Here is a 26,905-nt window from a genome sequence, read left to right as displayed (position 1 = left end):
TATAAAATGAGCTTAGGAACTGTAGTAGAAATTATTGGCGCGGTTGTGGATGTAGAATTCCCCCGTGATAATGTCCCTAAAATCAACGATGCATTGAAACTTGCTGATGGTGATTTGGTTTTCGAAGTACAGCAACAGTTGGGTGATGGAGTCGTCCGTACTATTGCCATGGGAACAACCGATGGACTTAAGCGTGGATTAAAAGCAGAAAATACAGGTCATCCTATCCAAGTGCCTGTGGGAAAGAAAACCTTAGGTCGAATTATGGATGTTCTTGGCCGTCCTGTTGATGATGCGGGTCCAATTGGTGCTGAGGAGCACTGGGCTATTCATCGCAAGCCGCCTTCCTACGAAGATCAAGCTGGAAGCCAGGAATTACTTGAAACCGGTATTAAAGTTATTGACTTGCTTTGTCCTTTTGCCAAAGGGGGTAAAGTGGGTCTGTTTGGTGGTGCCGGAGTGGGTAAAACCGTTAACATGATGGAATTAATTCGAAACATCGCTATTGAGCACAGCGGATACTCAGTATTTGCTGGTGTGGGCGAGCGTACCCGTGAGGGAAATGACTTCTACCATGAAATGAAAGATTCCAATGTATTGGATAAAGTATCATTAGTGTATGGCCAGATGAACGAGCCACCAGGTAACCGTTTACGCGTTGCATTAACTGGCTTGACTATGGCGGAGAAATTCCGTGACGAAGGCCGTGATGTATTGCTGTTTGTTGATAACATTTATCGTTATACCTTGGCAGGGGTTGAAGTATCTGCGCTGCTAGGTCGTATGCCTTCAGCAGTAGGTTACCAACCAACACTTGCCGAAGAAATGGGTATGCTGCAAGAACGTATTACTTCTACAAAGACCGGTTCTATTACCTCGATTCAAGCAGTATACGTACCTGCTGACGACTTAACTGACCCATCACCAGCAACTACCTTTGCTCACTTGGATGCTACAGTTGTATTGTCACGTCAAATTGCTGAGTTAGGTATTTACCCTGCGGTAGATCCGTTGGATTCAACTTCGCGACAATTAGATCCTCTCGTTGTAGGACAAGAGCATTACGATACTGCTCGTCGCGTACAACAAACATTACAGCGCTATAAGGAATTAAAAGATATTATTGCGATTCTTGGTATGGACGAATTATCTGAAGAAGATAAGCGAGTTGTTACCCGTGCGCGTAAAATCCAAAGATTCTTGTCGCAACCATTCTTCGTTGCTGAAGTCTTTACTGGTTCTCCAGGAAAATACGTATCACTGAAAGATACAATTAAAGGCTTCCAAGGTATTCTCGCTGGTGAATACGATGATTTACCGGAGCAAGCATTTTATATGGTTGGTAGCATTGAGGAAGCAGTTGCTAAAGCTAAGACCTTGTGAGGTAGGCAAATATGACTAGAACAACGCACTTAGATATTGTTAGTGCTGAACAGGAAATATTTTCCGGTTTGGTTGAAATGGTTGTTGCAACTGGAGAATTAGGAGAGGTAGGCATTACAGCTGGTCATGCCCCTCTGCTTACAGTCCTGAAACCAGGTGAAGTGCGACTCACGTTACCTGGCGGTCACCAAGAAATTTACTACGTTCAAGGTGGAATGCTGGAAGTTCAATCTAACAATGTTACTATTCTTGCTGATGTTGTTGAGCGCGCTGATCATCTAGATGAAGCAGCAGCACTTGCTGCAAAAGCTCAGGCTGAAGCTGCAATGGCCGGCAAAGGTGGTGAAATGGATTATTCCATGGCTGCTGCAGAATTAGCACGTGCTGTTGCGCAAATCCGTGCCATTCAAAAAGCAAGAAAAATGGTTAAGTAGTAATTTCATTTATTAGAGCTTCTTTCTTTATTTTATACGGAAGGAAGCTTGTTTCAAAACCCATTCATTTGCACTAGGCGTGCTTTCTATAAATTACAAATTTTATTCATTCACGAAATTACTGATTTATATATATCAAAAGTGATATCATAATGCGCATATATAGTATATCTACTATCCACGCTTTGAGGTAATGATTTCACAGAGAATAGGAACTAAATACAAGGAGCGAATTAATGAGCTTATTGAGTAGAAGATTTGTCTCATCATCTATGTTTTTAGTCGCTGCTGGTTGTTCCATGGTATCCATATACGGTCTATACATAGGAGAGCAATTAACAATGTATGATTATATTTCTGGTGCATTTTCTACTGTAAGTAATATGTTGTGGCTAGGGGCTAGCGCGTATGATATTTATTTAACGTGTCATCAGAAGCATGAAACGAGGAAAGGAAAAGGCAGCTCAGCTACCGAAAGTGATGAACAATCGGATGATATTGAAAAACAATTAAACTTGCGCGAGGAATCATCATTCTCAAAGTACAAACCCATTATCCAAAAAATGAAAATTAAGCCCCCCTCGTTAAGTAGACGACATAGCAGTGATAATTTTTTAATTGATAAAGATCCAAGTGTTGCCGCACTACATATCAAGTTCAAATATCAAGATAAAGTTCATTCAGTTCAAATACCCGAGGTTTTTTTTAAAAATAAAAAAACTGTATCTGAAGATTTTAATGACGTATTTGAACAGAGTCTGAAAAAGAAAGTTAATTAAAACAAGTTATTCATCACGTTAATAAAAAGAACAATAATTTTCATAATGTTACATATTGACAATAATTTAAGTGCTAAGTTAATCGCAGGAAAAATAATAAAAAAGGGGCTAAATGATGAAAAATAGTAATTATTTTTTTGCTATTCAAGCAGATGTCGATGCAGCTCAGAATGCAGCTGAAGTTGCTCAAAATGACGTTGTAAATGCTGGAAGAATAAATGAAGCTGCTCGCGATGCCGAAGAAGGATATGAAAATTTAGTTGTTTTTTAGATGAAAACGTCTTTAATGACAGTCGTAGGGTGAGCTTAGCTGTCATTTTCGGATTATTAGAGCACCATTCTTCAGGTTAGATTTTTTTTAGATTCAGGTGACTCAATAGTCACCGTCGAAGGATTGTATTCTAGGAAAAACTGATACCTTTTTGCTACTGTTCTTATCGGATTCAATTCCGTTTGATTCATAAGAGATAATTGCAGCGATACCCATCCCTTAAATGTACTCATTCTTTCTGAGTTATTTGAAAAGATATCTTTGGGGTCAATAAAGGTTTTCGCGATTTTATTAATTATTTGCTCATCAATGGGATGGTGTAAATTAATTTCTGATAACAAATCAGGGCTCCGTAAAATATAAGCTTGGGCGATGGCTTGTTCCCCAAGATTAAGCCCGTTGGCAAGTCCCCCATCTTGATTAAAATTAGGGTTTTGTAATAAGTTCTCTATAATAATCGCTAGATTGGCTTGCTCTTTTTTTTGAAATTCAGTTCTTAATGCATAGTGTGCCTCTAACTGCTGCAGTTGGCCGTTGAGCCAATGCAATACCTGTTCCTGCCCTTGATCTTCGAAGCTTTCGGCTATTTTTTTTACATCCAGGGTTAAGCTATTTTTACGTAATTCAGTGAAAACGTTTTCCAGAATTCTTAAGTTTTTCTCTTTGAAAGCCTGGGCTATAGCTTGTTCAGCAAATGTGAGGGGCGTGCCGTTTGGCTTTTGGGATACCATGCTGGTTTTTACAGCAGAAGTTGCAGTTGCAGTGTCTAAGGTCGATTCTTCACTAAGTACGGGAGGTGTATAAGTTTGATTCCAAATTTCTTTTCTTTGTGACAAAACGGTAAAAATGACCATTTCATTAGTCTTTTGACCTTGTACTCCTTTATTCAGTTCAAGCGTTATCCACTGTTGATAAATCCAATCACTAATTTCTTGGGGGTTTTCAAAAGTAACGGCTATTTTTTTTATTTTTTCGGGATTTAGTTTTGTTCCGATTGTATCAAAGAAAAAAGCTAAAGTGTCAGCGCTAATGGAATCCTTGTTAATAAACGCCTGAGCGATGACATATTCACCTAGGGTGAGATCATCACGAAGACCACTGTTTTTATCTAAATTGACACCTAATTCTAAAATCTTACGAACTGTAATTAAGTCTGCAGAAGGTCCATTCGAAAATTCATTTTTAAGTAGGTGATGTAATTCCATCTTTTCGAGTCTTACCCCCACCCAATTTAAAAATTCGGGAAGGTTTTCGCCCATTTTTTTTGCAATTTCATCAACATCAACGGATAAATTTTCTTTGCGTAATTCTGTAAAAACTATCTCTAGAAGTTTAGGATTATTCGCGCGATATGCCTCAAAAACCGCTCGTTCGGCAAGGGTAATAGATCCATATTTTGCATTCCAAATGGTTTTCCCCTTAGAAAAAGCAGTAAAAATAATCGCGGTGTCAAGCGTTTTTCCTTGGAGTGCTTTATTAAATTGATCTTTTACCAATTCTTGGTAAATCCAATCACGGCACGTTGAGTCGTGCAGGTAATCGCATATTTCTTGGATTATGCGCTCATTTAAATGAGGTTTTGCTAAGGTAAAGAAGAAATCTAAGGTAATAGATGAAATAGAATCTCTACTCATAAATGCTTGGACAATAAGATAAGCACCTAAAGTAAAATGGCCCAATCCACTGTCTTCATTTAAGTTAATGTTTTGTAATAAAAGGTGTTCAATTAGCTTTAGGTCCGCTGCGGAGCCCTTTTCAAATTCGAGTTTTATTGAAGTATAAGCCTCAGCTTTACCAAGTTCTGGGAATGTAGGCTCTATTACTATCGATTCTGAGATCGCCGATTCTTCTTCAGCCCCTCCCAGCGCGGAAGGTATCGGAGGATTATTTTGTGTCGATTCGAGTGAGTTGCCACTTATTTCTAGTAAACGCTCTTCAATTTTTTTAGTAATGAACGACTCGGAGTTTTCAAAGCTTAATGCTGCACACGCTAATTTTTTTTGCAATTCTTCGTCTTTGATTTCACTGATTAGAGTCAAGATGACATCACGATGAAAAAGATATATTTTTTTATTATTGATGATCTTATTACACAGAGCAGTAACAAGCTCGATTTTATTTTCTTGATATGCGATGCCAATGGGAGTTAACCCTAGACTATTCTTAATATCCAGTCTTGCTCCTCGCTCCAGAAATTGGAGGAAAATGTGTTCTTCATAGATGGCTTTTACTGCTAAATGAAGAGGGGTATCGCCATTTTTATTTTGCTGATTAATGGATTGATGGTCAAAGTGTGGCAGGATGCTTTCTAAGCGTCTTCTTTTATGTGTGCAGTAAGGATTGTTTTTCTTATCGGGAATAAGAATTTGGTGCAGTAGAGTGTTTCCCTCATCATCGATAACATTTTGTATGTTTATTTTATTAGAAATTGTTCTAAATAATTGGGAATGAATGAGTTCTGTTTTTTTGGATTGGTATGTAAATACTTTGCTTCCATTTCCAAAAGTGGTGCTCACAACTTCCTCTTTCTTTTCACCAGATCCTTCTACGCGTCTTCTCTTATGATCTACATGCACTACGCTTGATGTCAGCTGTTCATCTTTTATAGCGATATAATTGGAGGTAACAATGTGGCTTATGTGCACTGGCGGTGAAGATAGGTTTTTTAATAATTGTTCGGCATTTTTCATTGCAACCCCATTTTGATGGTCCAAACAAATATCAATGGCATCTACAACAGGCGGCAAATTCAAACCTTGAACGATAATGGCACTTTTGTACTGGTTGGGATCATTACATTTCACTCGGGTATCTTTCAACACCACGTCAGGGGAGTATTCATCACTAAAGTAATCATCATCGCGGAATTCATAACAGTTATGAATGGTATTGTCTTTGGAATACCATGGATCTATGCCGGAACAGCTTTCTTTACTAAAATGATGAATAATGGGTTCTGAATCTTTGGAGTTTGGAGACTGAACATGCAACACGGCATTCCGCAAGGTTCCATCGGGCCACAAAACAGGTATGCTACTTAGAATTAAAACAATATTAGGGGGGAGGTTCTGAAGAACTTCTGAGGTTCTATTAATAAGCTCTTTATACTCTTCTATGCTCAAAGGAGCATTTTTTGTATAAAAGCTAAATTCATCCGTAATCAGTCGAGTTAAGCGTGTAGGCTTAGAATTATTCTTTGCACACTCCGCGAGCCCTTTTATCTGTTCAACCATCCGATCAATTCGCTGATTATCAACAATTCCATCGTTGAAAATAATAGGACGACCTCCCTGCATTGGATTCAGAGAGTTATGATATTCACCATTTTTGCCATCCATGTCACCAATTACAACAATATTCTTTATAAAGAAACCCATATAATACGTCTTTTACAGATATTATATTTATATTCTAGGCCAGTATCACATCGATGTGTTTTAATTCTGGTCATTTTGTAATGTAACTCGAATTTTCTTGTTTTGTATGAAAGGAACTCTGACTCAAAAACTGACACCTTGAGTTTCCTGCAGTTCATTTTTAGCGGCAGAAAGTTTATCTTTTATTAGCTTGAAATGAGCGTGATCATAAGTAATATCACTGCGCATTAAATCAGTGAATTTGTGCAGGAAAATACCAATCTTAAGGTGCAATTTAACAGGCTGATGTTCCTTTTGTTGCAACGCGAGTGTTTTAAAAATTTCTTCTCAATTTCTATCAAAAGATAGAGGAGTGTTCTAGTCCTCTATCTTCTGTTTTCATTGAGACAGAAATTGCTGCGAGATTAGCTAAAAGTTTGAACTAAAGGAGTTTCAAAATCATCTAAATCATAATCAATTCGCTGTACATCCTGAATTTCAAGCATGAATTCCTCTTCAACCACCTGTTCTTTAGGAATGCCCTTAAAGAATCCACAATGCATACGTCCTACCGGCACTTTAACTGTAACATTAGGTTCGCGAGCCGCTATTGTATAATCTAATTCAGTCATTAATTTAATGCCATCATAAGCTGGTTGAATATATTCCACATCTTGGGGCTCTTGCTCATATTCAGGCCAAACTCCTGGTGTACCCCGAGGCTGTTTAAGACCTGTCATAATTTTAGACGTATATCTACCCATATTCTTGGCTTTAACTTCATGACAATTTTCCTTAACCAAATCATAAAGATCCAACGTAAAATCTCCAGGATAAACACGGTTAAACTCTTCCACTTCCGCTAACAATGCAATCACTTCTTCATTTGGCGGCGAAACACCAAGTTCTCGGTTTTCTTGAAAACAACGGTTTAAGAGGCCGACAAGACGTTCCGCACTTTGATCTTTATGAAACTCTTTAGCCACCCCAGGATAGCCTAAATGCCCATCATACTCTCTCAAGAGACAGAGATATTCAAACTGACACTGGGAGATATAAATCGTGCTCATATAATTATAATATTCTTGCGACCAAACTGAGTTGTCACGCTGTAATTGATTAAGAAATTGATGCATTTTTTGATCTATTTCGCGTAATTTAGGTTCAATTTCTTTAAGTTTCTCTCGAGCCTCTGCACACCTATCATCGTATACTTGTTTGCAGTTGGCTTGAATCTGTATTAAGGGATTTAACGATGGAATTAAAACCCCTTTAAGTTTTCTTCTCAATTCTTCGTGTGCGTTTATTGTAGTTATAGGATTATTTATATTTGCAAGCGCCACATCGCATTCATCCCAAAGTAGGCGGCTCTCGGGGCTGATTTGTTTCATATCAACATAATTCTCAAGATTATGTGAGCGCAGACCCGACCAAATGGCCGTAGCACTTGTCATATCCCCTTTGCGGTAACACGAATTCATTAACTGAATGAACATTTCATAATAAAAGACGCGCTTGGTAGGATCTTCTTGATCTGCAATTAAAAGAGTAACCATGAGTTGTAGCGCACCAGCATAATTGCTGAAAGGGTCAAGGCTGTAAGCTCCTTTGCGTTTATCTTTTGACTTATAATAGATTACATCTTCTTCACGGACATTGATAAATAATTGGCGGCAATGACTCACCAGAGATTCACTGAAATTATCTAAAAAGGATTGAACCTGGAATGTTATTTCTGGCCTATCTTTCTTCTCGTGCTTATAAACTTGCTCGAATAAGATATTCAGGTCATCTTGGATTGCTACAAAAGCATTACTATTTATAATTTGGGGCATAATTTTCTCACTATTAAGAGTGATTAACTTTATTAGGCCGTAAAGAATATAATAATATTATTAAGAAAGTATTAATAGCAAAAACAAAATGTACTATTAATGAGCAATCAGAGCTTCATTATTCCAATTGATAACCCGCATTAACTCACGCAGTTATCTTTGTAGAGGGATTAAGTAGCGATTATTATGCATGTAGCAATGGGAGCCAAAAGGGGGGTGAAAATAATAATTTTTGGTATTAGTTCATTTGCGACTCACATTAATTTACTATCAAAAGGTTTGTTATCTTCACTCTTTTTCCCATTTCCAGGATACTTTTTACCTTCGATGTCTGAATAAAGAACAACCTGATTTCTTCCATTAGCTTTTGCAAAATATAATGCCTTATCTGCAGATTCGATTAATTCTGCAGGGGTCCGACCATGAAGCGGAAAGACGGATATACCAATGGAAATGGTAATAGGGCCTACGTGTTGTGCCCCATATTTTATTTGGAGTCGAGAGACGGCATGACGAATGCTTTCAGCGCGCCCTTTGATTGTTTCCGCATCAGTGCCATAAAAGACAACTATAAACTCTTCGCCACCATAACGAGCTGCAAGATCGCCAACGCGAATATCATCTTGTAATATTTTTCCCAATTCTTTTAAAGCTGCATCACCAGCGTCATGACCATACGTATCATTTATTTTTTTAAAGTGATCTAAATCGAGCATTAGGAGTGAAAGTGGCGATTTAGTTCGTTCTGATTGATGAAGTTGTTTTAAAAGAAAATCTTCCAAATAACGACGATTATAGAGGCCAGTTAAAGGATCGCGCATCGATTGATAACGTAGATTTTCTCTTAAGCGTACGTTTGCAAAAGCCAGCGCCGTTAATTCAGAGAATGCAGTAATTAAAAGCTGCTGATTTTCTGAAAATTCAATTTGTGTTCCTGGTTTGATTTCCAAATACAATAAACCATAAATATCATTCTGAGCCATTAATGGCACACAAAGATAGGTTGCTTGCTGTTTATTGTCTGCCTTCACATGGTTGCAAATTAATTCGTTATGAGCAGGCCGCACATGATGAATCCTGCCTAAACGGATTGCCCAACATTGATCAGGAGGGAACGTAGTAGACTGAAGATTGGGTGAGCCCCAAGTTGTGGCAATTTCAAGATAGTTTTTTGAGGGGTGCATGACATATAAATAACCGCTCGCAAAATGAAGCATACGCTGGCAGTATTTTGTCATCACATTACTTAATTCCTCTTGGGAACTACAAGCAAGCATAATGTCACTCATTTCGACTAGAAGCGTGATTTGGTCATTTTTATCTTGTAGCGCTAGCATTCCGGCATTGAGTTTTGCATAAGAGTCTTTAAGTTCAATTTGCTCCTCAATTTGTTTCGTAATATTACGGATAATATGCACCGCTCCACTAATCTCATTATCCTCATTGATAATTAAGCTGGAGGTGATTTCATAGATATTGCGTTTATTGTCTAGTTCAAACTCAATATTTTTTACAAACTCACCTCCATTTAGAGATTTTTTCCAAAGCTCCGACAATTTATTTTTGGAGCCAACATCTGAAAAGACCGTATCTAGGCTCATGCCTATAGTTATCGATTTACCAAATAAACGCTTGAACTCACGTTGGTATGCTTCATTAAAAATAATATAACAGTAATTATTATCAACAGCTGCGATCATGTCTGTAGCGCTTTCTAAAATGCTCCTTAAGCGAGTTTCAACATTTTTCCTCTCACGTTCTGCATTGAGGCTTCGAGAGAGTTCTCTGTTCGCTAAAAAAAATACTAATATTAAGCCGCATATACTAATAAAACTCCCGCTAATGATAATATAGTTTGCCAATTGTGCACCACTTAGTGCGAGATCATTTCTTCCATTTAATAGCACTAATTCAACTGATTTTATTTCTTGTCCTAAAGCTTTAATTTGATTTGAAAGGTCTACTTCTTTCCGGAAAAAATCCATTCCTTCCTGGGTATGGAGTTTGTTATTCATTTTTAATTGGATTGTTTGATTTAATTGGCCAAGCCGTTGATTCGTTAAATCAATAAAGCGTGTAACTCGTTCTGCTTGAGATGAGTTGTCTTTTGTTAGAGCAATTAGATTATCAAAATTCGGTTTAAAGTTTGCTTTTGCTCTATCAATATTCGCGATGAATTGATCATCACTGGAAATGAGATAACCTCTTTGCAGAGAATTAATGTTGACTATTGTATATAAGATTTGATCTGTAGAGTGAATGACTTGATAAGTATGGGTTACCCAACTGTTTGCCTCAACCAGTTTATTCACTTGGCGATAAGAGAATATACCAATAATGAGTACGATCGCGAGTGCTGGTATAAAAATAAAATAAAGCAAGCTCTTACTAAATCGAGAATCGGTATTAGCACCTGGCGAATCTTGGATTTGCTTTTTACTGTAATCCATAACAAACCATTAAATAAGCATCTCTCATTCAATTATATATCATCCTTTCAAGTAATTAATTGCAATGAGGAAATCGTGCGAAACGTTTTATAATTTTTATGTTATTTACAATAAGTTAGCGTTTTTATTCGATAATAATGCACAAAGTTATCCACAGGCAAAAAATGATTTAAAATATGTTGATTTTAAAAATCATTTAATTTTCAATTGCTTAAATTAAATATGGTGCGCGTCACGAAGAAATATATAAAAGTTATTCACAATTTATAAGCTATTTCTCTATGTGACATCATAAGGACTCTGTTAAAATTACTTTGCAATAGAGCGTCCCGATGGTTAAATAGTAAATATTAATTTCATGAATAAAAAAACGATGAATGAAGTAACAGAACGAAAAGCATTAACTGAATTTACGGAAAAGGCTTACCTTGATTATTCAATGTACGTCATTTTAGATAGAGCCTTACCCCATATTGCTGACGGATTAAAACCAGTTCAGCGGCGTATAATCTATGCGATGTCTGAGCTGGGTCTGAAAGCAACCGCCAAATATAAAAAATCAGCACGTACGGTTGGGGATGTGCTGGGTAAATTCCATCCCCATGGTGACAGTGCGTGTTATGAGGCCATGGTATTGATGGCGCAACCGTTTTCCTACCGCTATCCCTTTGTGGATGGTCAAGGAAACTGGGGATCCCCAGATGATCCTAAATCATTTGCAGCCATGCGTTATACGGAAGCCCGATTATCGGCTTATGCTGAAGTACTGCTTTCAGAATTATTACAAGGTACCGTAGATTGGGTGGACAATTTTGATGGGACGTTACAAGAACCTTCATTACTGCCAGCGCGCTTACCGAATATATTATTAAATGGCGCAACAGGTATAGCTGTGGGTATGGCTTCAGATATTCTGCCGCATAATCTAACCGAAGTGGCAAATGCTTGTGTGCATTTACTGGAGAATCCCCAGGCAGATTTAGCAGCGATTACTCAGTACATTAAAGGGCCTGATTTTCCGACCGAAGCGGAAATAATCACTCCGCCGGAATCAATTGCCAACATGTATGAAACAGGTAATGGCTCAATTAAAATGCGGGCGGTTTATAGTCAGGAAAAACAAAATATAGTAATTACTGCTCTGCCTTATCAGGTATCTGGTGCCAAAGTTATAGAACAAATCGCGTTGCAGATGCAACAGAAAAAACTGCCAATGGTAGAAGATTTACGTGATGAGTCCGATCATGAGCATCCCACCCGATTGGTGATCATTCCACGTTCAAACCGCGTTGATGCAGAAGGTTTGATGTCTCATCTATTTGCCACGACAGATTTGGAACGAAGTTATCGTGTTAACTTCAATATGATAGGACTTGATGGCAGGCCAAAAGTAAAAAATTTACTGGATATTCTGCGGGAATGGTTGTCTTATCGCTTAACGGTAGTAAGGCGACGCTTGGAGTATCGGTTAGCAAAAGTTCTGGATCGCATTCATGTGCTTGAAGGGTTACTGATCGCCTATCTGAACATCGATGAAGTCATTGCGATAATTCGCGAACATGAGCACCCCAAGCAAGGGTTGATGGCACGTTTTAATCTCAGTGATCGTCAAGCTGAAGCGATTTTAGAAATGAAGTTGCGCCATTTGGCAAAACTGGAAGAGGTAAAGATACGTGGTGAGTTGGATGAGCTTTGCGCCGAACGCGATAATTTACAAACCACTCTAGCTTCAGAACAACGATTAAAAGCTTTGGTTAAAGACGAAATTATCAAAGACAGGGATGAATTTGGAGATGGGCGTCGCTCGCCAATTATTGTCCGACAAGAATCACAAGCATTAAAAGAAGAGGATATTTTACCTAATGAGCCAATCACTGTAGTACTCTCCAAAAAGGGTTGGGTAAGGGCGGCAAAAGGTTATGATGTAATCGGTAGCGAGTTGAGTTATAAAGCAGGTGATGAATTTAAAGCGCAAGCCATGGCGCGTTCAAACCAACAAATCCTTTTTTTTGATAGTGAAGGCAAAGTTTATTCCTTGCCAGGGCATGTTTTACCATCAGCACGAGGCCAAGGTGAACCTTTAACTGGTAAGCTTAATCCAGCTGAAGGTGCGTTATTTGAAGCAGTGATCGGTGGCGAGGCAGAACAATTGGTTTTATTAGCTTGTGATGCAGGATATGGTTTTATCGCCAAAATAGGTGATCTTTACGTAAAAAATCGCAATGGCAAGGCTTGTATTAAGCTGCCTGAATCCAGCCGTATTTTGCCGCCTCGCCTCTTACCCAAACATGATGAGCTATTTGTGGCCTGTGTTACCAATGCTGGCCGCTTACTCATTTTTTCTGCCAAGGAAGTACCCGAATTATCTCGCGGGAAAGGCAATAAATTAATCAGTATCCCTTCTGCTAAAGCATTATCCCGTGAAGAATATGTGATTGATTTACAAGTGCTCTCTGCAGAGGATTCCCTCACTGTACATGCTGGTAAACGGCATTTTACTTTGAAAGGAAGCGATCTGGAGCATTATAAAGGTGAGCGAGGACGTCGAGGCAACCGATTACCACGTGGTTTGCAAAATGTGACCCAATTGCAAGTCAATACCTCAGAATAATCCCGTACCCGCATGCGGGCTCGCGATCGGGGATAGTGATCTTTAAGAAATGAATGTTGCTTAGCCATTCCATGCAGCTAAGCAACAAAATCTGTTTCTTTTAAACAGGGGATGGCTCATTGTCTTTGCGTTCGCTCTTTTCTTCGCTTGGACTGTTTTTACCAGAAAAAATAGAATTAGGATGAGAAGAGAGCGAAATAGAAGAGCTTTCGAGTTCCTGTTGTCGAAGGCTTCTTTTCTGATCACTAAATATCTTTTTTTGACAATAAAGCTCAGTTAAAGAAAAAGACAATTTCATAAATTGATGGACATCAGCTATTGTTATGGGGGTACCATTTTTTAAATTACCGCCATCCACAGTGTCTAATTTAAGTCGAGTAAGAGTTTCATTGCCCCTCAATAAATTATTGTATATCTCGGATGGCATCTTATGATTCAACCACTCCTCTTCTTCTTGGGTTTTGTTGTCTTTTAAGAGTATTTCAATGATCCGTCCGGAATCTGCCGGACTAAATGAGCTTATAAGTACTTGCTGATAAAACTTAAAACATCCAGCTAATATAAGATGTTGATCGGGAGTAAACCGCTCACTAAAAAAATTAAGCTCCAGTTTTTTGTGCTTAATCTGATCATTTAAGTGGCCAAGAATTCTATCTAAACTTGAAACTGTAGCATCTATGAATAATTTTAAATCGGTCTTAATCGCTTGTAGAGGGATGTAATAATAGGAACAGTGTTTATAATTTTCGATTTTAATGAAATCAACCAGTTTCTTTAAAGATTGAGGAAATTGGAGATGCTCAATTCCAAATTGGATAGAAAACTCTATATTTTGTTTATACGCTGCGCCTTCATCATTATCATATTTTATCGATGGCCCAGAGTTGACCAAACATAGATTTTTTTCATCAAAGACCCAATGACCTGGTTTAGTTAGGTCCTTATTTTTAAAGTGCATTTGAGTTCTGAAAGAACATATCTCTTGGTAACCCATTTGCGTTATAAAATTCAACACCATTAGGCCGGATCCTTGTATCCATTTTACGGTTTCGGTCATATCTTGTTCATGATATACGCCCATATCTTGTATCAGGAAAGACCAAGGATCTTCCTGATTTGTTTTATCATTGGATATACATATTCGGTACTTTCCTGGCTCTTGATTGCTTTCGACGACTTTATAGTGTTTAAGACTTAATAATTCACCATGTTTTTTTAAGATTTCTTGAGGCTCTTCTGGGGAATCAAAAAGACCTGATACCATTTGACCTGTGCTTTGCCTACTCTCCCATCCATAACATCCCAAGTAACAATATTCGTTAAGTTTTTGTGCTATTGGATTAAAGTGGGACGATATATCTGATAAGCCTGTTATGACGATTCTGTACTGGCCAGGTTCACGACTCTCACATATTTTATAATTAGGATGATCGTCATACCCATATTGTTTCAAAATAGCCTGCAGCTTTTCTGGGGAATCATAGAGTGGCGAAACAATTTGAAATTTTTGACTGCTGGAAGAATTTCGCGATTCCCAACCTTCGATATCTAAGTACCTATATTTTATAACAAATTGGAAAATTTGCTCATTACATATTTTTATCTTATCGACGTTAACATTTTGAGATGATTCTATTGGACTTCTCATGAATATATGCCTCGTTTCTAATTAATAGATATTGGTTTTATCCTAGGATATCTCCAATAAAAGAGGTAAAATTATACAAATATATTATTAATATTTTATTAAGTTCAAAAAATAATCCATTAGATTTGTTTGTGCTCAGCCACCTGTTGCCGAAGTGAGGGGGATGAGAAATGGGTTGTCTCACACAGTAAAGTCCATGCAAAAGCGAGGGTAATAAAAATTCATTCTTAGTAAATCTTCAACTTAATTTCGGTCTTGATCTGGATTCAGATCTCTAAATACACACTGTTTATCATTACAAAAAATCGAAACTTGTAAACTAAAAGTACCATCGCGAAAACGGTGAGAGACGTAGCCTAGTAAATGCTCTTGTTTGTTGTCGGCAGTTTTGTATAAGGAATAACCGATACCAGCTTGATCGCAACCTTGTTTTTTGGCAATAACAAGTTGCGTCTTCTCACCGGGTAAAAGTATATCCGGCCCACTTTCTATAATGCATCCTGATTCTGGCCACATTCTTGTTTTAACAAGAGTATATTTCTCTGCTCCTTTGTTACTTTCATTAATAAAATGAGAGTTATAATTATCTTCCGCATAAATTACCGTAGGTATAAACAGGGTAAAAAAAATAAGGGAAAAACGTAGAAAACTCCTGCTCGTTTTTATTTGCACATAAGTTCCTTTTTAATGTTCTTAAATTTATTTTAGTTGAAAATAAAGTCGTGTTTGAACATTAAATTGATTTAGAGCAAAAAATCACGGGTTACTGATGATTTTTAGAAATATAAAATCAATAAATGATTTATATGTTTATTATTTGCAAATATAGACAATGGTTAACTCTTTGTGTATAAATAAAAAAATTATTCATACCCTGTTTTTATGCAATCAAATCAAGCAATACGTAGGCTTCATCGCTTTGAGAAAAAGAAAAGGTTACGGTGGCTAATTAATAATACGTATCAATCAGCGCAAGAGTCTACGCCGACAAATCTCTATGAGAGAATTCAAGTAAACGATGCCATCAAGCAATTGCCAGAATTACTCGATTGCATAAATAGCAGGACAAAACTTAAACAGTTTCTTGCCACACGCTGGCAGAACATTAAAAGAACTCATCTAAGTTATACGTCGACACCTAATTCTCCGATGACAAAAATTTGTTGTGAAGTTGCGAATTATTTAGCGGAGCAGTCACCACTTAGATCCCTTAATCGCGCTGTTCCTGCTTTAATGTTCTTGATGCCTTTCGTGAACTGCTCATCAGGTACGTATAACTATATTGAAGTGAATAGCTATGAGGACATCAGCAAATTAGCTCTAAACGATATAGTAAAATTTTACATTGTGATTACGAATGAACATAATGAAGATTGGCTTATTCCTGTATCTTTACTAAAACACATAGAGGTATCTACATCAGAAGAACTTGTAGAGAAGATTTTAATTAATCCTTTCACCGGCAAATGTCTTTCGCAAACAGATATAGAGCGACTTACGCATCATTCAGAGACCACAGAAGTGTTTATAAAGTCGTATTACCGTTTTCGTTCTCTTTCTAAAAAATCTTCATCGCTTTATAGTGCTATTGAGTATTTGATAGAAGGTTTACAAGAAGGGGGAGAGCATGCACTGATTCAAAGAGGAGTGAATGGCTTTGCTGGTGTCAAAGCGTACCTCGCTTTAGAACAGTTTCGCAATTACTGGGAAAAACTATCTCCGGAGCAACAAAAAAAGGCCAGAGGAAACCGCGAATTGAATAGTGCTCTAAACGAGGCTCTTCTGAACCCGAACTGGAGAGATAGCTGCGTTGAATCACTTGCAGAATCTTTGATGAGAGCGCTTGCAGGCGATAAAGGAGAGCTCACTTCTATTTGCTTAGATAAGACAAAAATAGATTCCTTATTAATGACTTATAAGCAAGACTTTGATCTTTATAAGAAATCATTAGAGGATGTCCTTGATAAGAGAGTAGAATATGATGGCAGGGAGATTCTTCCTCTCAGCTCTTCTCAAGTAATGGAGATAGATGAAAATTCGATTCAAAATTCTCAGGACGTTTTAATCTTACTCAAAGATCTTGATCTGCAAAGTATTGCAATACTTTGTTCACGACTTAAGAAAACAATAGTTGCATCCATTGGGAGCCTCAATGGCTTAGCGAATGTTTTTATTGGGCTAAATGAACAGCAAATTATTATTTTCACTCGAATAATGGCTCGTCAATTCCCTAAACTCCTTAATTCTGATGAGTTTATAGCACTCATAGATTTTCTTAATGAAGAAAAAGCAGATGCATTTCTTCAAGGTTTAGGTAAAAGAATATGGAAATTTATAAAATTAAACGATGAAGAATTTATGCGCCTTCGACCATGTAAAAGAATAATCGTGTGGAATAATATTCATAAAGAATTGCTCGCTATTTCGATAAGCATTTCCACTATTCAAGACATAGCCAGTGCACTTCCTCCACAACAAATAGGTATCTATTTCAATAATGTGAAAAGTAAACTAATTGAACTATCAACGGACTTATTGTTCTGTATTCAAATTTTAAATATTCTTCCAGAAGAGCATCAAAAGACTTATTTAGAGACAATGTGGCCCAAACTCGTTAAATTCGTCGCTAACATTACCCATTTCATGATGTTATTAAGTGTGATTCAGGGGGAGAATAAAACAGAGTATCTAAATAAAATGGAGTATAGGCTGGTTGATATTACACGAGATCACGGGGAATTAGAAAAAATTTTCTGGGTTCTTCCTAAAGATAAAAAGGAAAAATATTTAAAAGATATGAAGGAGAACAAGGAGCAGGTATTTAATGAGTACATGAGATTAATCTGCTGTAATTTTATTGAGAAGATTAAATTACCTCGAATAGCTCAATCGGGTTTATTAGAGGAAATTAAGCGTGTTCCTTCATTCAATGTTGAGTTTTTTAAAGAAAAAATTAGTAATCAAGATAAAAGCTATTTTAATTGGTTTAAAGAAACAACGAATTATCTGCTCTCCAACTCCATAAATTTAACTTTCTTTAATAGTAATATACCAAATAGATTAGAGGATTGTTTTTACCAAGTATTGGATGATAATCCAGATGAATTTTTAGCTATTAGAATGTTTGTATTCAATATGGAGCCAACTGACTCTCTGGGATATACTCTCCAATATTGAATACAAGGGGCTGCTTTTTGCGGTGGATTTTCTAATATGTCTGGAGATCCTGGAGAGCAACTAGGGCTGACTGAGTGATTTTTAGCGTATCTTTTTGTTCCACTAAGTGTCACATCACTTTTTCTAGTTGTTTACTTAGAAATGTATTTAAGTAATCCGGTATACACATAACAGTATTTTCTGCTGATATGGCTTGCAACCTATTTTGAATGATTTTTTGCATGTCTCCATCTGTGGTGTCTAAAAGTTGGAGGAGTAATGTCTCATTTAATGTGGGTTTAAAAAAAGAATGAGAGTTATCGGAAGTTGCTTTTTCAAAAAACAATGCACGTAACACAAAAGTGCTTACCGGCTCTTTATTCAGTGCATCGATACAGAGTGGGTTTTCAGCTTTGAATAACTCTTCTAACAAAATTGCTTTCGCTTGAGGGTTTTTCAGTATTCTGCTGAGCACCTTTATTCGGTCTTGCTCTTTCAGTTGAAAAAAAATACTTGGTTCTGAAGGAATAAATTCAAGAGTATCCCCTTCAGCTTTGTAGGTAGGAATAGTGAACAATATTTTTAATCCTTGCTGCAATATATCCTTATCGGATTCATTCTTTATCATCTGAAGTAAAGGCATTACCGTATCTTTACTCAGCTTTTCCTCCTCACAAAAATAACAAAAAGCATTCAGACTTCTTGATTCAAGAACGTCTCTTTTTTCTTCCGATGTTAATGTGCTAGTCCATGATAAGTAGTTTAGGTAATCGCTCATGTAATTTGCTGCTACTGTTATCTCTTGTTCTTCTCCCTTTATAAGAACAAATTGAGCTACCGTTGAAGTCATTTTTTTAAAACCGTTAAGTATAATTGAGAAAGGTAATTGAAAATTAAGAGATGGATATTTGTCATTAATTTCGCAAAAAAGAGGCATAACATCATACTCGTCTAAATTAAAAATATCATCTATGTGTTTAATAAAGTACGCTACTATTTCATTTCTTTCATCGTCTGTACTAGCACTCTGAAGATAAAAATCGATATGACTAAATAATGCCTTACGGTCCAAGTATTTCTCTTTCTGTCTCCCTTCCCTCTGTGTATAAAATTCAAAATCGTTTATCAGATTTTGAATAAAGAATTGATATCGTTCAAGTAAACTCATTCCTATTAAAGAATTAATATAGTCAACAATATTAATTGCCAAGTTTTTCTTTTGAATAAGCTCACTACGCAAAGATTGGATTTCTTCTTGCATTTTCGATTGATTTTCTGAATAAAAATCAGCCAGTTCTTTTGGAGAAATGGATTGATTCGCATTTTTAGTGAGCCATTCGTGAAGTATGGGATAGTTTTGGGCAAAAGATGTGAGTGAGTCATAGAGTTTTTTCTTCCACGACATGGCTTGATAAAATGGAATTTTTGCTAGAGATAATGCCTCTGAAAGGCTTTGATCGCCTGTCACAAGATTCACCGCTTTGGATGTTTCCATCAATGCGTGCATGGATTGCGGGTGTAGAGGAAAAGGATTGATAACTCGAATTACCTTATCCGCGTCGTTTTTTTGAGTTTCATATTCCCCTTCATCAATTTCTTTTGCAACCAATTGATCTTCATTCTTTTGATAAACAAAGTAGCGAGTAGCACCGGCGTGAGAGTATGAAATAACCACTTTATTAAAATCTTTTATGTCATCCATAAATTTTTTTTCAAGTAATGCATCTATCTTATTTTCCACATGAACATCACTACCCCCCGGCAAGAGGGGGATGACTACATCCACTTGTTTTTTTTCAGGACTATTATGAGCCGCAAAAGCTATAAAGCGGGCAGGATTTGCCCCTGTTTTGGAGCCGCCAATTTTATTAAAATAGCCAAAATACAGACCTTCATTTTGATTAAGATCGCGGGGCAACTTTGCACGATCAGTCTCATGGAGTCGCTGAAATAAATTCTCTTTGGAAGGAGATTGTTCGTTAATGTAAATTCCTAAACACTGTTCTCCAATGCCAGTACTCACATACAGTGATCCTGCTACTGTGTTGACAAATCCTTTACTATTATGTTGATGAAGAATATCGTAGTCATACTCTACCAGTGAAATCACCCCACTTTTTTTTGATCTTGCCATGATGTCCGTAATTAATGTTGCCGTAGTTAAATTAAGGAAATGAGGCGTCGGATAGAGTATGATGAGATCTGCATCACTAATATTTTGTTCTAATCTCTTTTTTCCTTCAGGGGCATTAAATTTTTTTATTAATTCATAGTTCATTTCACCAAATAAATTTTTGACAGCCTCTTCATTTTCTGTAGTCCCGGTATCAATAATTACTTTAACCTCGATTTCTTGGTCTAGTAGTTTATATTGTTCTAACAGAAGCTTTTGTAATTTAGCTGCTGAGCTTGGATCTCCTAAAGTTTTTTGCGGAGCGTGCGTCATTATGATTATTTTAGGCATATTAGTTTCCAAATAAATTAAAAATTTAACTTATAGAGTTAATTATATACTTCCTCCAGTTTTGGGTGGAATCAAAGAGTTGACAATAAGTTTGCCGCACTACCCAATAAGCGCTACGATCCTTAAAGCTACAGTATTTAAGCTAATGATCTATCAAATAATTCATAGTAGTGATAAAGTGCTTTGAAGTAAGAAGCTAATGTCATTTCCATTAATGGAAAATAGTTTAGATAGGGAATTCTTAGCACCCATGTTAAAATTTTTTACCTTCGTTACTTGCCTTTTTCTTAGCGCCTGTATGGTCGGTCCTAATTATAAAGAGCCGCTAAAGCCAGTCGTTACCCATTGGCCAAAAAAGGATGCAACAGTAAAAGAAGCGCCATTTAAAACAACTAAATGGTGGGAGGTTTTTCATGATCCTGTTCTGACTTCATTAATTTACGAAGGTTATTATAATAATTTGACACTCCAGATTGCCGGAGTAAGGGTACTGCAAACTCGTGCTCTCCTGGCTCAATCGGTAGGCATGTTATACCCGCAACAACAGGCGATAACCGGTAACTATACCTATGTTGAAATTGGTGGGAGTCAACTGCAATCAATTCTACCCTCATCGTTCGCAACATTATCATTAGGTTTTGCTGCAAACTGGGAAATTGACTTTTGGGGAAAATATCGAAGAGCAATTCAAGCCAATGATGCGACGTTTTTATCTTCTCTTGCTGCTTATGATAATGCTTTGGTCACTCTTACCGCAGACGTTGCCAGCACCTACATCCAAGTTCGAACCTTCGAGGCGCAAATCAAGGTAACCAAAGCCAACATTGTAGTGCAAAGAGAGGGGTTAAAAATAGCCAAGGCTCGATATAATGCAGGTGAAACAAATCTCATGGATGTGGAGCAAGCACAGACTGAGCTTTCACAAACAGAAGCATCTCTTCCTCCGCTGGAAAATAGCTTAGAACAGCAAAAAAATGCACTGGCTCTTTTATTGGGTACACTACCCAATGGAGTAGACGGAGAGCTTAAGAAAAGCAAAGGAATCCCTAAAGCGCCTTCAACAGTAGCAGTGGGAATTCCTGTAGAAAGTTTGGCGCGACGGCCGGATATTCATCAAGCCCGTTTAGAGGCGATGGCACAATCCGCCAAAATTGGCGCAGCAAAAGCAAATCTTTTTCCTTCTCTTGCGTTAAATGGTACTTTTGTTTTTTCATCAAATAATATTGGCCAAAACTCACTTTCAGATTTGTTTAATTGGGCGAACCGGTCAATAACCGCAGGCCCGACTTTGACTTGGCCAATACTTAATTACGGTCAAATTACGAATGCAGTACGGGCACAAGACGCTGTATTCCAGCAGGCCTTGTTAAACTACATTAATTTGGTTCTAAAAGCACAGCAAGAAGTTCAAAATGGTATTACAGCCTATATCGAGGCAAAAAAGGCGGAGCGCGCATTAACCAAAGCAAATAACGCGGCCATCAAAACACTAAAATTGGCAATCGTGCGTTATATTAATGGAGAAGTTGATTTTACTCCTGTGCTGAATGCCGAGCAGCAACAATTGAGCGTTCAAACTGCATTGGTTAACGCACAAGCCAATATTCCACTCGCATTAGTCTCTCTTTATCGAGCACTAGGCGGGGGCTGGGAAATACGGGGTACTAATGATGTTGTGCCGCCCCTAATCAAAGCGGAAATGGCAGCACGTACAAACTGGGGGACTTTGCTCAAACAGCAAAATCATGAGCCACCGCGAACTAGGAAAGAACGATTTAAGCAACTGTATTTACCAAAGTGGTAGAAGAAAGGAAAAACCCCTCTCCTGTGTTAGGGTTAGGGATACATTAAGTTAAAGAGCTTGGTCATTTCCCGCGTAGCGGGAATCTATCCCTGTGTTGGCTTTTGATTCGAATTGGATCTCCGCCTGGCGTGGATGACAATTTTACATAGGGATGGGAGTTTATGCCCAGACTTAACTTGATGGTAATGACCCTAAGCAGAGAAAGGAAATTTTGGAAAATTAAATAAAATGGTATTGGGCATGAACTTTAATAGAGATTCAAAATCAGTCAAAATTGCAGGGATAGCGATTGCTATTTTACTTCTTATTTATCTGATTTCACATATTTTTGGCAAAAGTAGCGTACCCGCCATCCCGGCACCCAAGGTCGTTGTGCAAAAGCCAAAACTCAAAGAAATGGCTGAATATGTGACACAAACAGGTAATACAGTCGCTTATAATTCGGTGAACCTGGTTGCACGTGTTGAGGGCTTTCTGGATTCAATAGAGTTTGTAGATGGAACTTTCGTTAAAAAAGGAAAAGAGCTCTTTGTAATTCAACCAGAGCCGTATTTTGAAAAATTAAGAGCAGCCAAAGCGACCGTAACCGCAGAAAAGGCTGCGCTTATCTATAATAAGTCCGAATATGCACGACAACAGAAAATGTATAAACAGCATGCCACCTCATTAAACGAAGTTGAAAAATGGTATGCCAAAACACTGGAGGTTGCCGCAGGAGTTGATAAAGCCGAAGCAGAAGAAGTCAATGCAGCAATTAACTACAGTTACACCCACATTTCAGCTCCATTTGACGGCCGAATCGGTCGGCATTTAGTTGACGTTGGAAACCTTGTGGGGCATGGTGAAGCCACAAATTTGGCTACCATAGAACAGATCGATCCCATCTATGTTTACTTTAATCTAAATGAACTTGATTTACTCAAATTACGGGCGGCAGCGCGGGCGCAAGGATTCAAACCCCAAGATATAAAGAAAGTTCCTATTGAAGTGAGCCTGCAAAACGATCCTACAGTTAAGTACAAAGCCACGCTTGATTTTGTTAATACAGGTCTTAATGCATCTACGGGTACTATGGAGCTTCGTGCCGTATTACCCAACAAGGGGTACATTTTTGTACCAGGCCTCTTTGTGCAAGTACGCGTCGCTATCTCCAAACCTAAAAAGCAATTAACAGTGCCTGATACAGCGATCCTTTATGATCAAATCGGCCCCTATGTATTGACCGTAGATAATGACAATGTGGTCGTGACGAAACGGGTAAAATTGGGCGGTGCAGAGAATGGGATGCGTGCGGTGGTTACGGGGCTTGATGCTCAAGACAAAGTAATCATTGATGGCCTGCAATACGCGACTCCTGGAAATAAGGTTGAACCGCATGAACGGGTAACGCAAACAAAAGATAATGGCAAAAGCAAACCAAAAGATAATGGGGCAGCCAAAGATTAATTTTAGATGCGTCAGGGGTGTTGTTTTGGTGATCGTTATACAATGTGAGAAGACAGCAGAATGATTTCTAAATTTTTTATTGAGCGGCCTATATTGGCAAATGTTATTGCGCTCCTCATCGTGTTGCTGGGGTTGGTAGCTATATTTGTACTACCCGTTTCGCAATATCCTGCTATTGTTCCACCAACCATTCAGGTGACCACTTCATATCCTGGGGCCGACGCGAAAACACTCATCAAAACCGTAGCTTTACCGATTGAGCAGCAAGTGAATGGGGTGGAAAACATGCTGTATATGCAATCCACCAGTACGAATAATGGCACCTACACTCTGATTGTTACTTTTGCTATTGGAACGGATCTTAATTTTGCCCAGGTACTGGTGCAAAATAGGGTACAGTCTGCTATGGCGCAGTTGCCCGATTCAGTGCAAAAGCAAGGGGTGGTGGTACAGCAAAAATCTACGGCAATACTCCAGTTTATTACGCTAACGTCCAAAAATAAGGAATTCGATGGTCTGTTTCTGGATAATTATGCGGCAATTAACATGCAAGACGAATTATCCCGTTTACCTGGCGTAGGTAATGTGCTTATTTTTGGAACCGGTACTTATGCGATGCGTGTTTGGCTGGATCCTAAAAAAATGTTGGCTTATTCCCTTAATCCAAGTGATGTTCTTCAGGCCATTAGCAATCAAAACCAAGAGGTTTCTTCCGGGCAAATTGGTGCACCCCCAACCGCAGGGAAAGAAGCGTATCAATTTACAGTAAATGTTCCGGGGCAACTTGCTGATGTAGATCAATTTGAAAACATCATAGTGAAAACAATAGCGCAAAACCCCAATCAAAGCGCTAAAGAAACCAGTACCACACAAAGTGCGCAAATTGTTCGTATTCGTGATGTAGGGCGTGTGGAGTTAGGCTCTAGCAGTTACAACCAGCTCGCGAGACTGAATAATAAACAGGCAGCTGCTATTGGTATTTACCAACTTCCCAATGCCAATGCGTTGCAAGTTGCAGCCGAGGTACGTAAAGCAGTTGAGAAAATGGCAAAAAAATTTCCTCCTGGCATGGAATATTCGATTCCTTTTGACACCACCATTTTCGTAAAAGCCTCGGTAAATGAGGTATATGAGACTTTGTTTGAAGCGGGTATTCTGGTTTTAATTGTTATTCTCCTTTTTCTACAAAACTATCGCGCCACCCTGGTGCCTACTACCACAGTCCCTGTGACTATCATTGGTGCATTCTTTGCCATGCTCGTATTAGGTTACTCTATTAACTTGTTAACTTTATTTGCACTTGTTTTAGCAATTGGTATCGTGGTTGATGACGCGATTGTAATCGTTGAAGGCGTAACCCAGCATATAGAACAGGGTACCCCGCCCAAACAATCGGCAATTAATGCGATGGCAGAATTAATGGGGCCCATTATTGGTATTACCCTTGTGTTAATGGCGGTATTCGTTCCTGCCGGTTTTATGCCAGGTTTAACCGGTGCTATGTATGCACAGTTTGCATTAGTTATTGCGGCAACTGCATTTATTAGTGCCATTAATGCGATGACTTTGAAGCCTACTCAATGTGCTTTATGGCTCAGGCCGGTTGATCCGCAAAAAAAGAAAAATTTCGTTTTTCGTTTATTTGATAAGTATTACTATCCTATAGAAAATTTCTATCTCCGATTCATCGATAGACTTGTTCATAATAATAAAACAGTTTGCTTCATTGGTATCGCCCTGGTCCTGTTGGCGATTTTAGGCTTAACCCGTATCCCTACGGGATTTATCCCACTTGAAGATCAGGGATATGCGATGATGAACGTGCAATTGCCCGATGGTTCCAGTTTAGGGCGCACAGAAGCGGTTTTACACGATTTGAGCGCGCAAGTATCTAAAGTTGGTGGCGTAGAGAATGTGATCAGTATCGCAGGGATCTCTCTTTTGGATAGTAATGCGAGCCTTGCCAATGGCGGTGTTCTTTACGTGGTATTTAAAGATTGGAGCGTGCGAGGGAAAAAAGAGGATTTGCTCGCGATGTATAAACAGCTTAATGCGGTCGCAGAAAAAACTTTAGGCGCTAAAATATTGGTTATGATCCCCCCGCCAATTCAAGGCTTGGGTATGTCTGGCGGTTTTCAAATGCAACTTGAATTGCAAGATGGATCATTTGATTATCAAAAATTGCAAACTGCTACCGATCAGTTAATTCGTTATGCAAGCCAGCAGCCCGAATTGCAACGTCTGATGACTTCGTTTCGTGCTTCAGTACCACAGCTTTCTGCCCCAATTAATCGAGTCAAAGCAGAGGCCTTAGGTGTTTCTGTCGGCGATGCCTCCAATACGTTACAAACCTATCTCGGTTCATCCTATGTGAATCTTTTTTCAAAATTCGGCCAGGTGTTTCAGGTTTATGTTCAAGCCGATGCCGCGTCACGCATGACGGTTGGCGATGTACGTAATTATTATGTAAGAAATAAATCAGGGGAAATGGTACCATTGGGGACACTTACGGATATGTCGCCTACAGTAGGGCCTTCCATTATTTCTCTTTACAATTTATACCCCTCAAGCAATATCTATGGTTCGGCCGCACCAGGTTATAGCTCCGGCCAGGCCATGGCAGTTATGGAGCGGCTTGCAAAGGAAGTTTTGCCTGCCGGTATCTCTTATGAGTGGACCAGTACCGCCTATCAGGAAAAAATTGCGGGAAACATGAGTTATTATATTTTTATCCTGTCACTCATTTTGGTATATCTGATTTTAGCAGGTCAATATGAAAACTGGATCGCCCCTGCATCGATTCTATTAAGCGTACCCTTGGCCTTAATTGGGACCGTATTGGTGTTATCGGTTTTAGGTCTTTCCAATAATATGTATACCCAAATCGGGATTTTGCTGCTTATTGCTTTGGCAGCCAAGAATGCTATTTTGATTGTCGAAGTGGCACGAGAACAACACGAACTGCATAACAAATCCATCATGGAGGCTGCGGTAATTGGTGCTAAAACACGTTTTCGTCCTATTTTAATGACCTCGTTCGCTTTTATTCTTGGCGTTATGCCCTTAGTATTCGCCACGGGTGCGGGTGCCAATGCGCGACGCTCGATTGGGATTGCCGTATGCAGTGGAATGCTGGCCTCAACGTGTCTTGCCGTGGTATTTGTCCCTGCATTTTTTGTGATGTTGCAAACTTGGAAAGAGAAAAGAAAGGCAAAAAAACAAGCCAAACAGCAAAATTTGGGAAAAGAAGTTGAACTTTAACCATCCA

General features: G+C 38.4%; 15 protein-coding genes. 9 read left to right on the top strand and 6 right to left on the bottom strand.

The genetic code is table 11. The features are described from left to right. The first annotated feature begins 6 nt into the window (after nucleotides 1-6). The 4 genes from atpD (at nucleotide 7) to FOLKNPGA_RS17755 (ending at nucleotide 2,867) form a co-directional block, all read left to right on the top strand. Nucleotides 7-1,383, top strand: a complete 1,377-nt coding sequence (atpD, locus tag FOLKNPGA_RS17770; RefSeq protein ID WP_182351145.1) for a F0F1 ATP synthase subunit beta — start codon at nucleotides 7-9, stop codon at nucleotides 1,381-1,383. Nucleotides 1,384-1,394: 11 nt separating this feature from the next. Then, nucleotides 1,395-1,817, top strand: a complete 423-nt coding sequence (locus FOLKNPGA_RS17765) for a F0F1 ATP synthase subunit epsilon (protein ID WP_182351144.1) — start codon at nucleotides 1,395-1,397, stop codon at nucleotides 1,815-1,817. A gap of 236 nt (nucleotides 1,818-2,053) precedes the next feature. Next, on the top strand, nucleotides 2,054-2,596 hold the full coding sequence (locus FOLKNPGA_RS17760; protein WP_182351143.1) for a hypothetical protein: 543 nt from the start codon (nucleotides 2,054-2,056) through the stop codon (nucleotides 2,594-2,596). Nucleotides 2,597-2,708: 112 nt separating this feature from the next. Continuing rightward, nucleotides 2,709-2,867, top strand: coding sequence for a hypothetical protein (locus tag FOLKNPGA_RS17755; RefSeq protein WP_182351142.1), 159 nt, complete (start codon nucleotides 2,709-2,711; stop codon nucleotides 2,865-2,867). A 71-nt stretch (nucleotides 2,868-2,938) separates the two neighbouring features. On the opposite strand, the gene FOLKNPGA_RS17750 is transcribed toward FOLKNPGA_RS17755, so the two are convergent. The 3 genes from FOLKNPGA_RS17750 to FOLKNPGA_RS17740 all read right to left on the bottom strand — a co-directional run bounded on the left by FOLKNPGA_RS17750 (nucleotide 2,939) and on the right by FOLKNPGA_RS17740 (nucleotide 10,508). Next, on the bottom strand, nucleotides 2,939-6,244 hold the full coding sequence (locus FOLKNPGA_RS17750; protein WP_182351141.1) for a hypothetical protein: 3,306 nt from the start codon (nucleotides 6,242-6,244) through the stop codon (nucleotides 2,939-2,941). A gap of 404 nt (nucleotides 6,245-6,648) precedes the next feature. Continuing rightward, nucleotides 6,649-8,058, bottom strand: coding sequence for a RasGEF domain-containing protein (locus tag FOLKNPGA_RS17745; RefSeq protein WP_182351140.1), 1,410 nt, complete (start codon nucleotides 8,056-8,058; stop codon nucleotides 6,649-6,651). Between the two features lie 254 nt (nucleotides 8,059-8,312). Next, nucleotides 8,313-10,508: a diguanylate cyclase gene (locus FOLKNPGA_RS17740; RefSeq protein WP_182351139.1), complete on the bottom strand. Its 2,196-nt coding sequence runs from the start codon at nucleotides 10,506-10,508 to the stop codon at nucleotides 8,313-8,315. A gap of 358 nt (nucleotides 10,509-10,866) precedes the next feature. Here FOLKNPGA_RS17740 and parC point away from each other — a divergent pair, with 358 nt between their 5' ends. Then, nucleotides 10,867-13,119, top strand: a complete 2,253-nt coding sequence (parC, locus tag FOLKNPGA_RS17735; protein ID WP_182351138.1) for a DNA topoisomerase IV subunit A — start codon at nucleotides 10,867-10,869, stop codon at nucleotides 13,117-13,119. Between the two features lie 100 nt (nucleotides 13,120-13,219). Here parC and FOLKNPGA_RS17730 read toward each other — a convergent pair whose 3' ends face one another. Both FOLKNPGA_RS17730 and FOLKNPGA_RS17725 read right to left on the bottom strand, forming a co-directional pair. Beyond that, complete coding sequence (locus FOLKNPGA_RS17730) at nucleotides 13,220-14,767, bottom strand: hypothetical protein (RefSeq protein WP_182351137.1); 1,548 nt, start codon at nucleotides 14,765-14,767, stop codon at nucleotides 13,220-13,222. Nucleotides 14,768-15,010: 243 nt separating this feature from the next. Then, complete coding sequence (locus tag FOLKNPGA_RS17725; protein ID WP_182351136.1) at nucleotides 15,011-15,439, bottom strand: hypothetical protein; 429 nt, start codon at nucleotides 15,437-15,439, stop codon at nucleotides 15,011-15,013. A gap of 210 nt (nucleotides 15,440-15,649) precedes the next feature. Between FOLKNPGA_RS17725 and FOLKNPGA_RS17720 the strand changes: the two genes are divergently transcribed. Then, nucleotides 15,650-17,944, top strand: a complete 2,295-nt coding sequence (locus FOLKNPGA_RS17720) for a hypothetical protein (RefSeq protein ID WP_182351135.1) — start codon at nucleotides 15,650-15,652, stop codon at nucleotides 17,942-17,944. Nucleotides 17,945-18,053: 109 nt separating this feature from the next. On the opposite strand, the gene FOLKNPGA_RS17715 is transcribed toward FOLKNPGA_RS17720, so the two are convergent. Next, nucleotides 18,054-20,387 carry a hypothetical protein gene (locus FOLKNPGA_RS17715; protein ID WP_182351134.1) on the bottom strand — a complete coding sequence of 778 codons (2,334 nt, stop codon included), beginning with the start codon at nucleotides 20,385-20,387 and terminating at the stop codon, nucleotides 18,054-18,056. A 250-nt stretch (nucleotides 20,388-20,637) separates the two neighbouring features. Here FOLKNPGA_RS17715 and FOLKNPGA_RS17710 point away from each other — a divergent pair, with 250 nt between their 5' ends. The 3 genes from FOLKNPGA_RS17710 to FOLKNPGA_RS17700 all read left to right on the top strand — a co-directional run bounded on the left by FOLKNPGA_RS17710 (nucleotide 20,638) and on the right by FOLKNPGA_RS17700 (nucleotide 26,898). Further along, nucleotides 20,638-22,191, top strand: coding sequence for an efflux transporter outer membrane subunit (locus FOLKNPGA_RS17710; RefSeq protein ID WP_182351133.1), 1,554 nt, complete (start codon nucleotides 20,638-20,640; stop codon nucleotides 22,189-22,191). 240 nt (nucleotides 22,192-22,431) lie between these two features. Continuing rightward, nucleotides 22,432-23,637 carry an efflux RND transporter periplasmic adaptor subunit gene (locus tag FOLKNPGA_RS17705; protein WP_232890331.1) on the top strand — a complete coding sequence of 402 codons (1,206 nt, stop codon included), beginning with the start codon at nucleotides 22,432-22,434 and terminating at the stop codon, nucleotides 23,635-23,637. 60 nt (nucleotides 23,638-23,697) lie between these two features. Next, nucleotides 23,698-26,898 carry an efflux RND transporter permease subunit gene (locus FOLKNPGA_RS17700; RefSeq protein ID WP_182351131.1) on the top strand — a complete coding sequence of 1,067 codons (3,201 nt, stop codon included), beginning with the start codon at nucleotides 23,698-23,700 and terminating at the stop codon, nucleotides 26,896-26,898. Nucleotides 26,899-26,905: the final 7 nt, after the last annotated feature.

Source organism: Legionella sp. PC1000 (genome assembly GCF_014109805.1).
Lineage (GTDB): Bacteria > Pseudomonadota > Gammaproteobacteria > Legionellales > Legionellaceae > Legionella > Legionella resiliens.
Note: the sequence above shows the minus strand (reverse complement) of the source record. Positions and strands in the feature narration are given on the sequence as shown.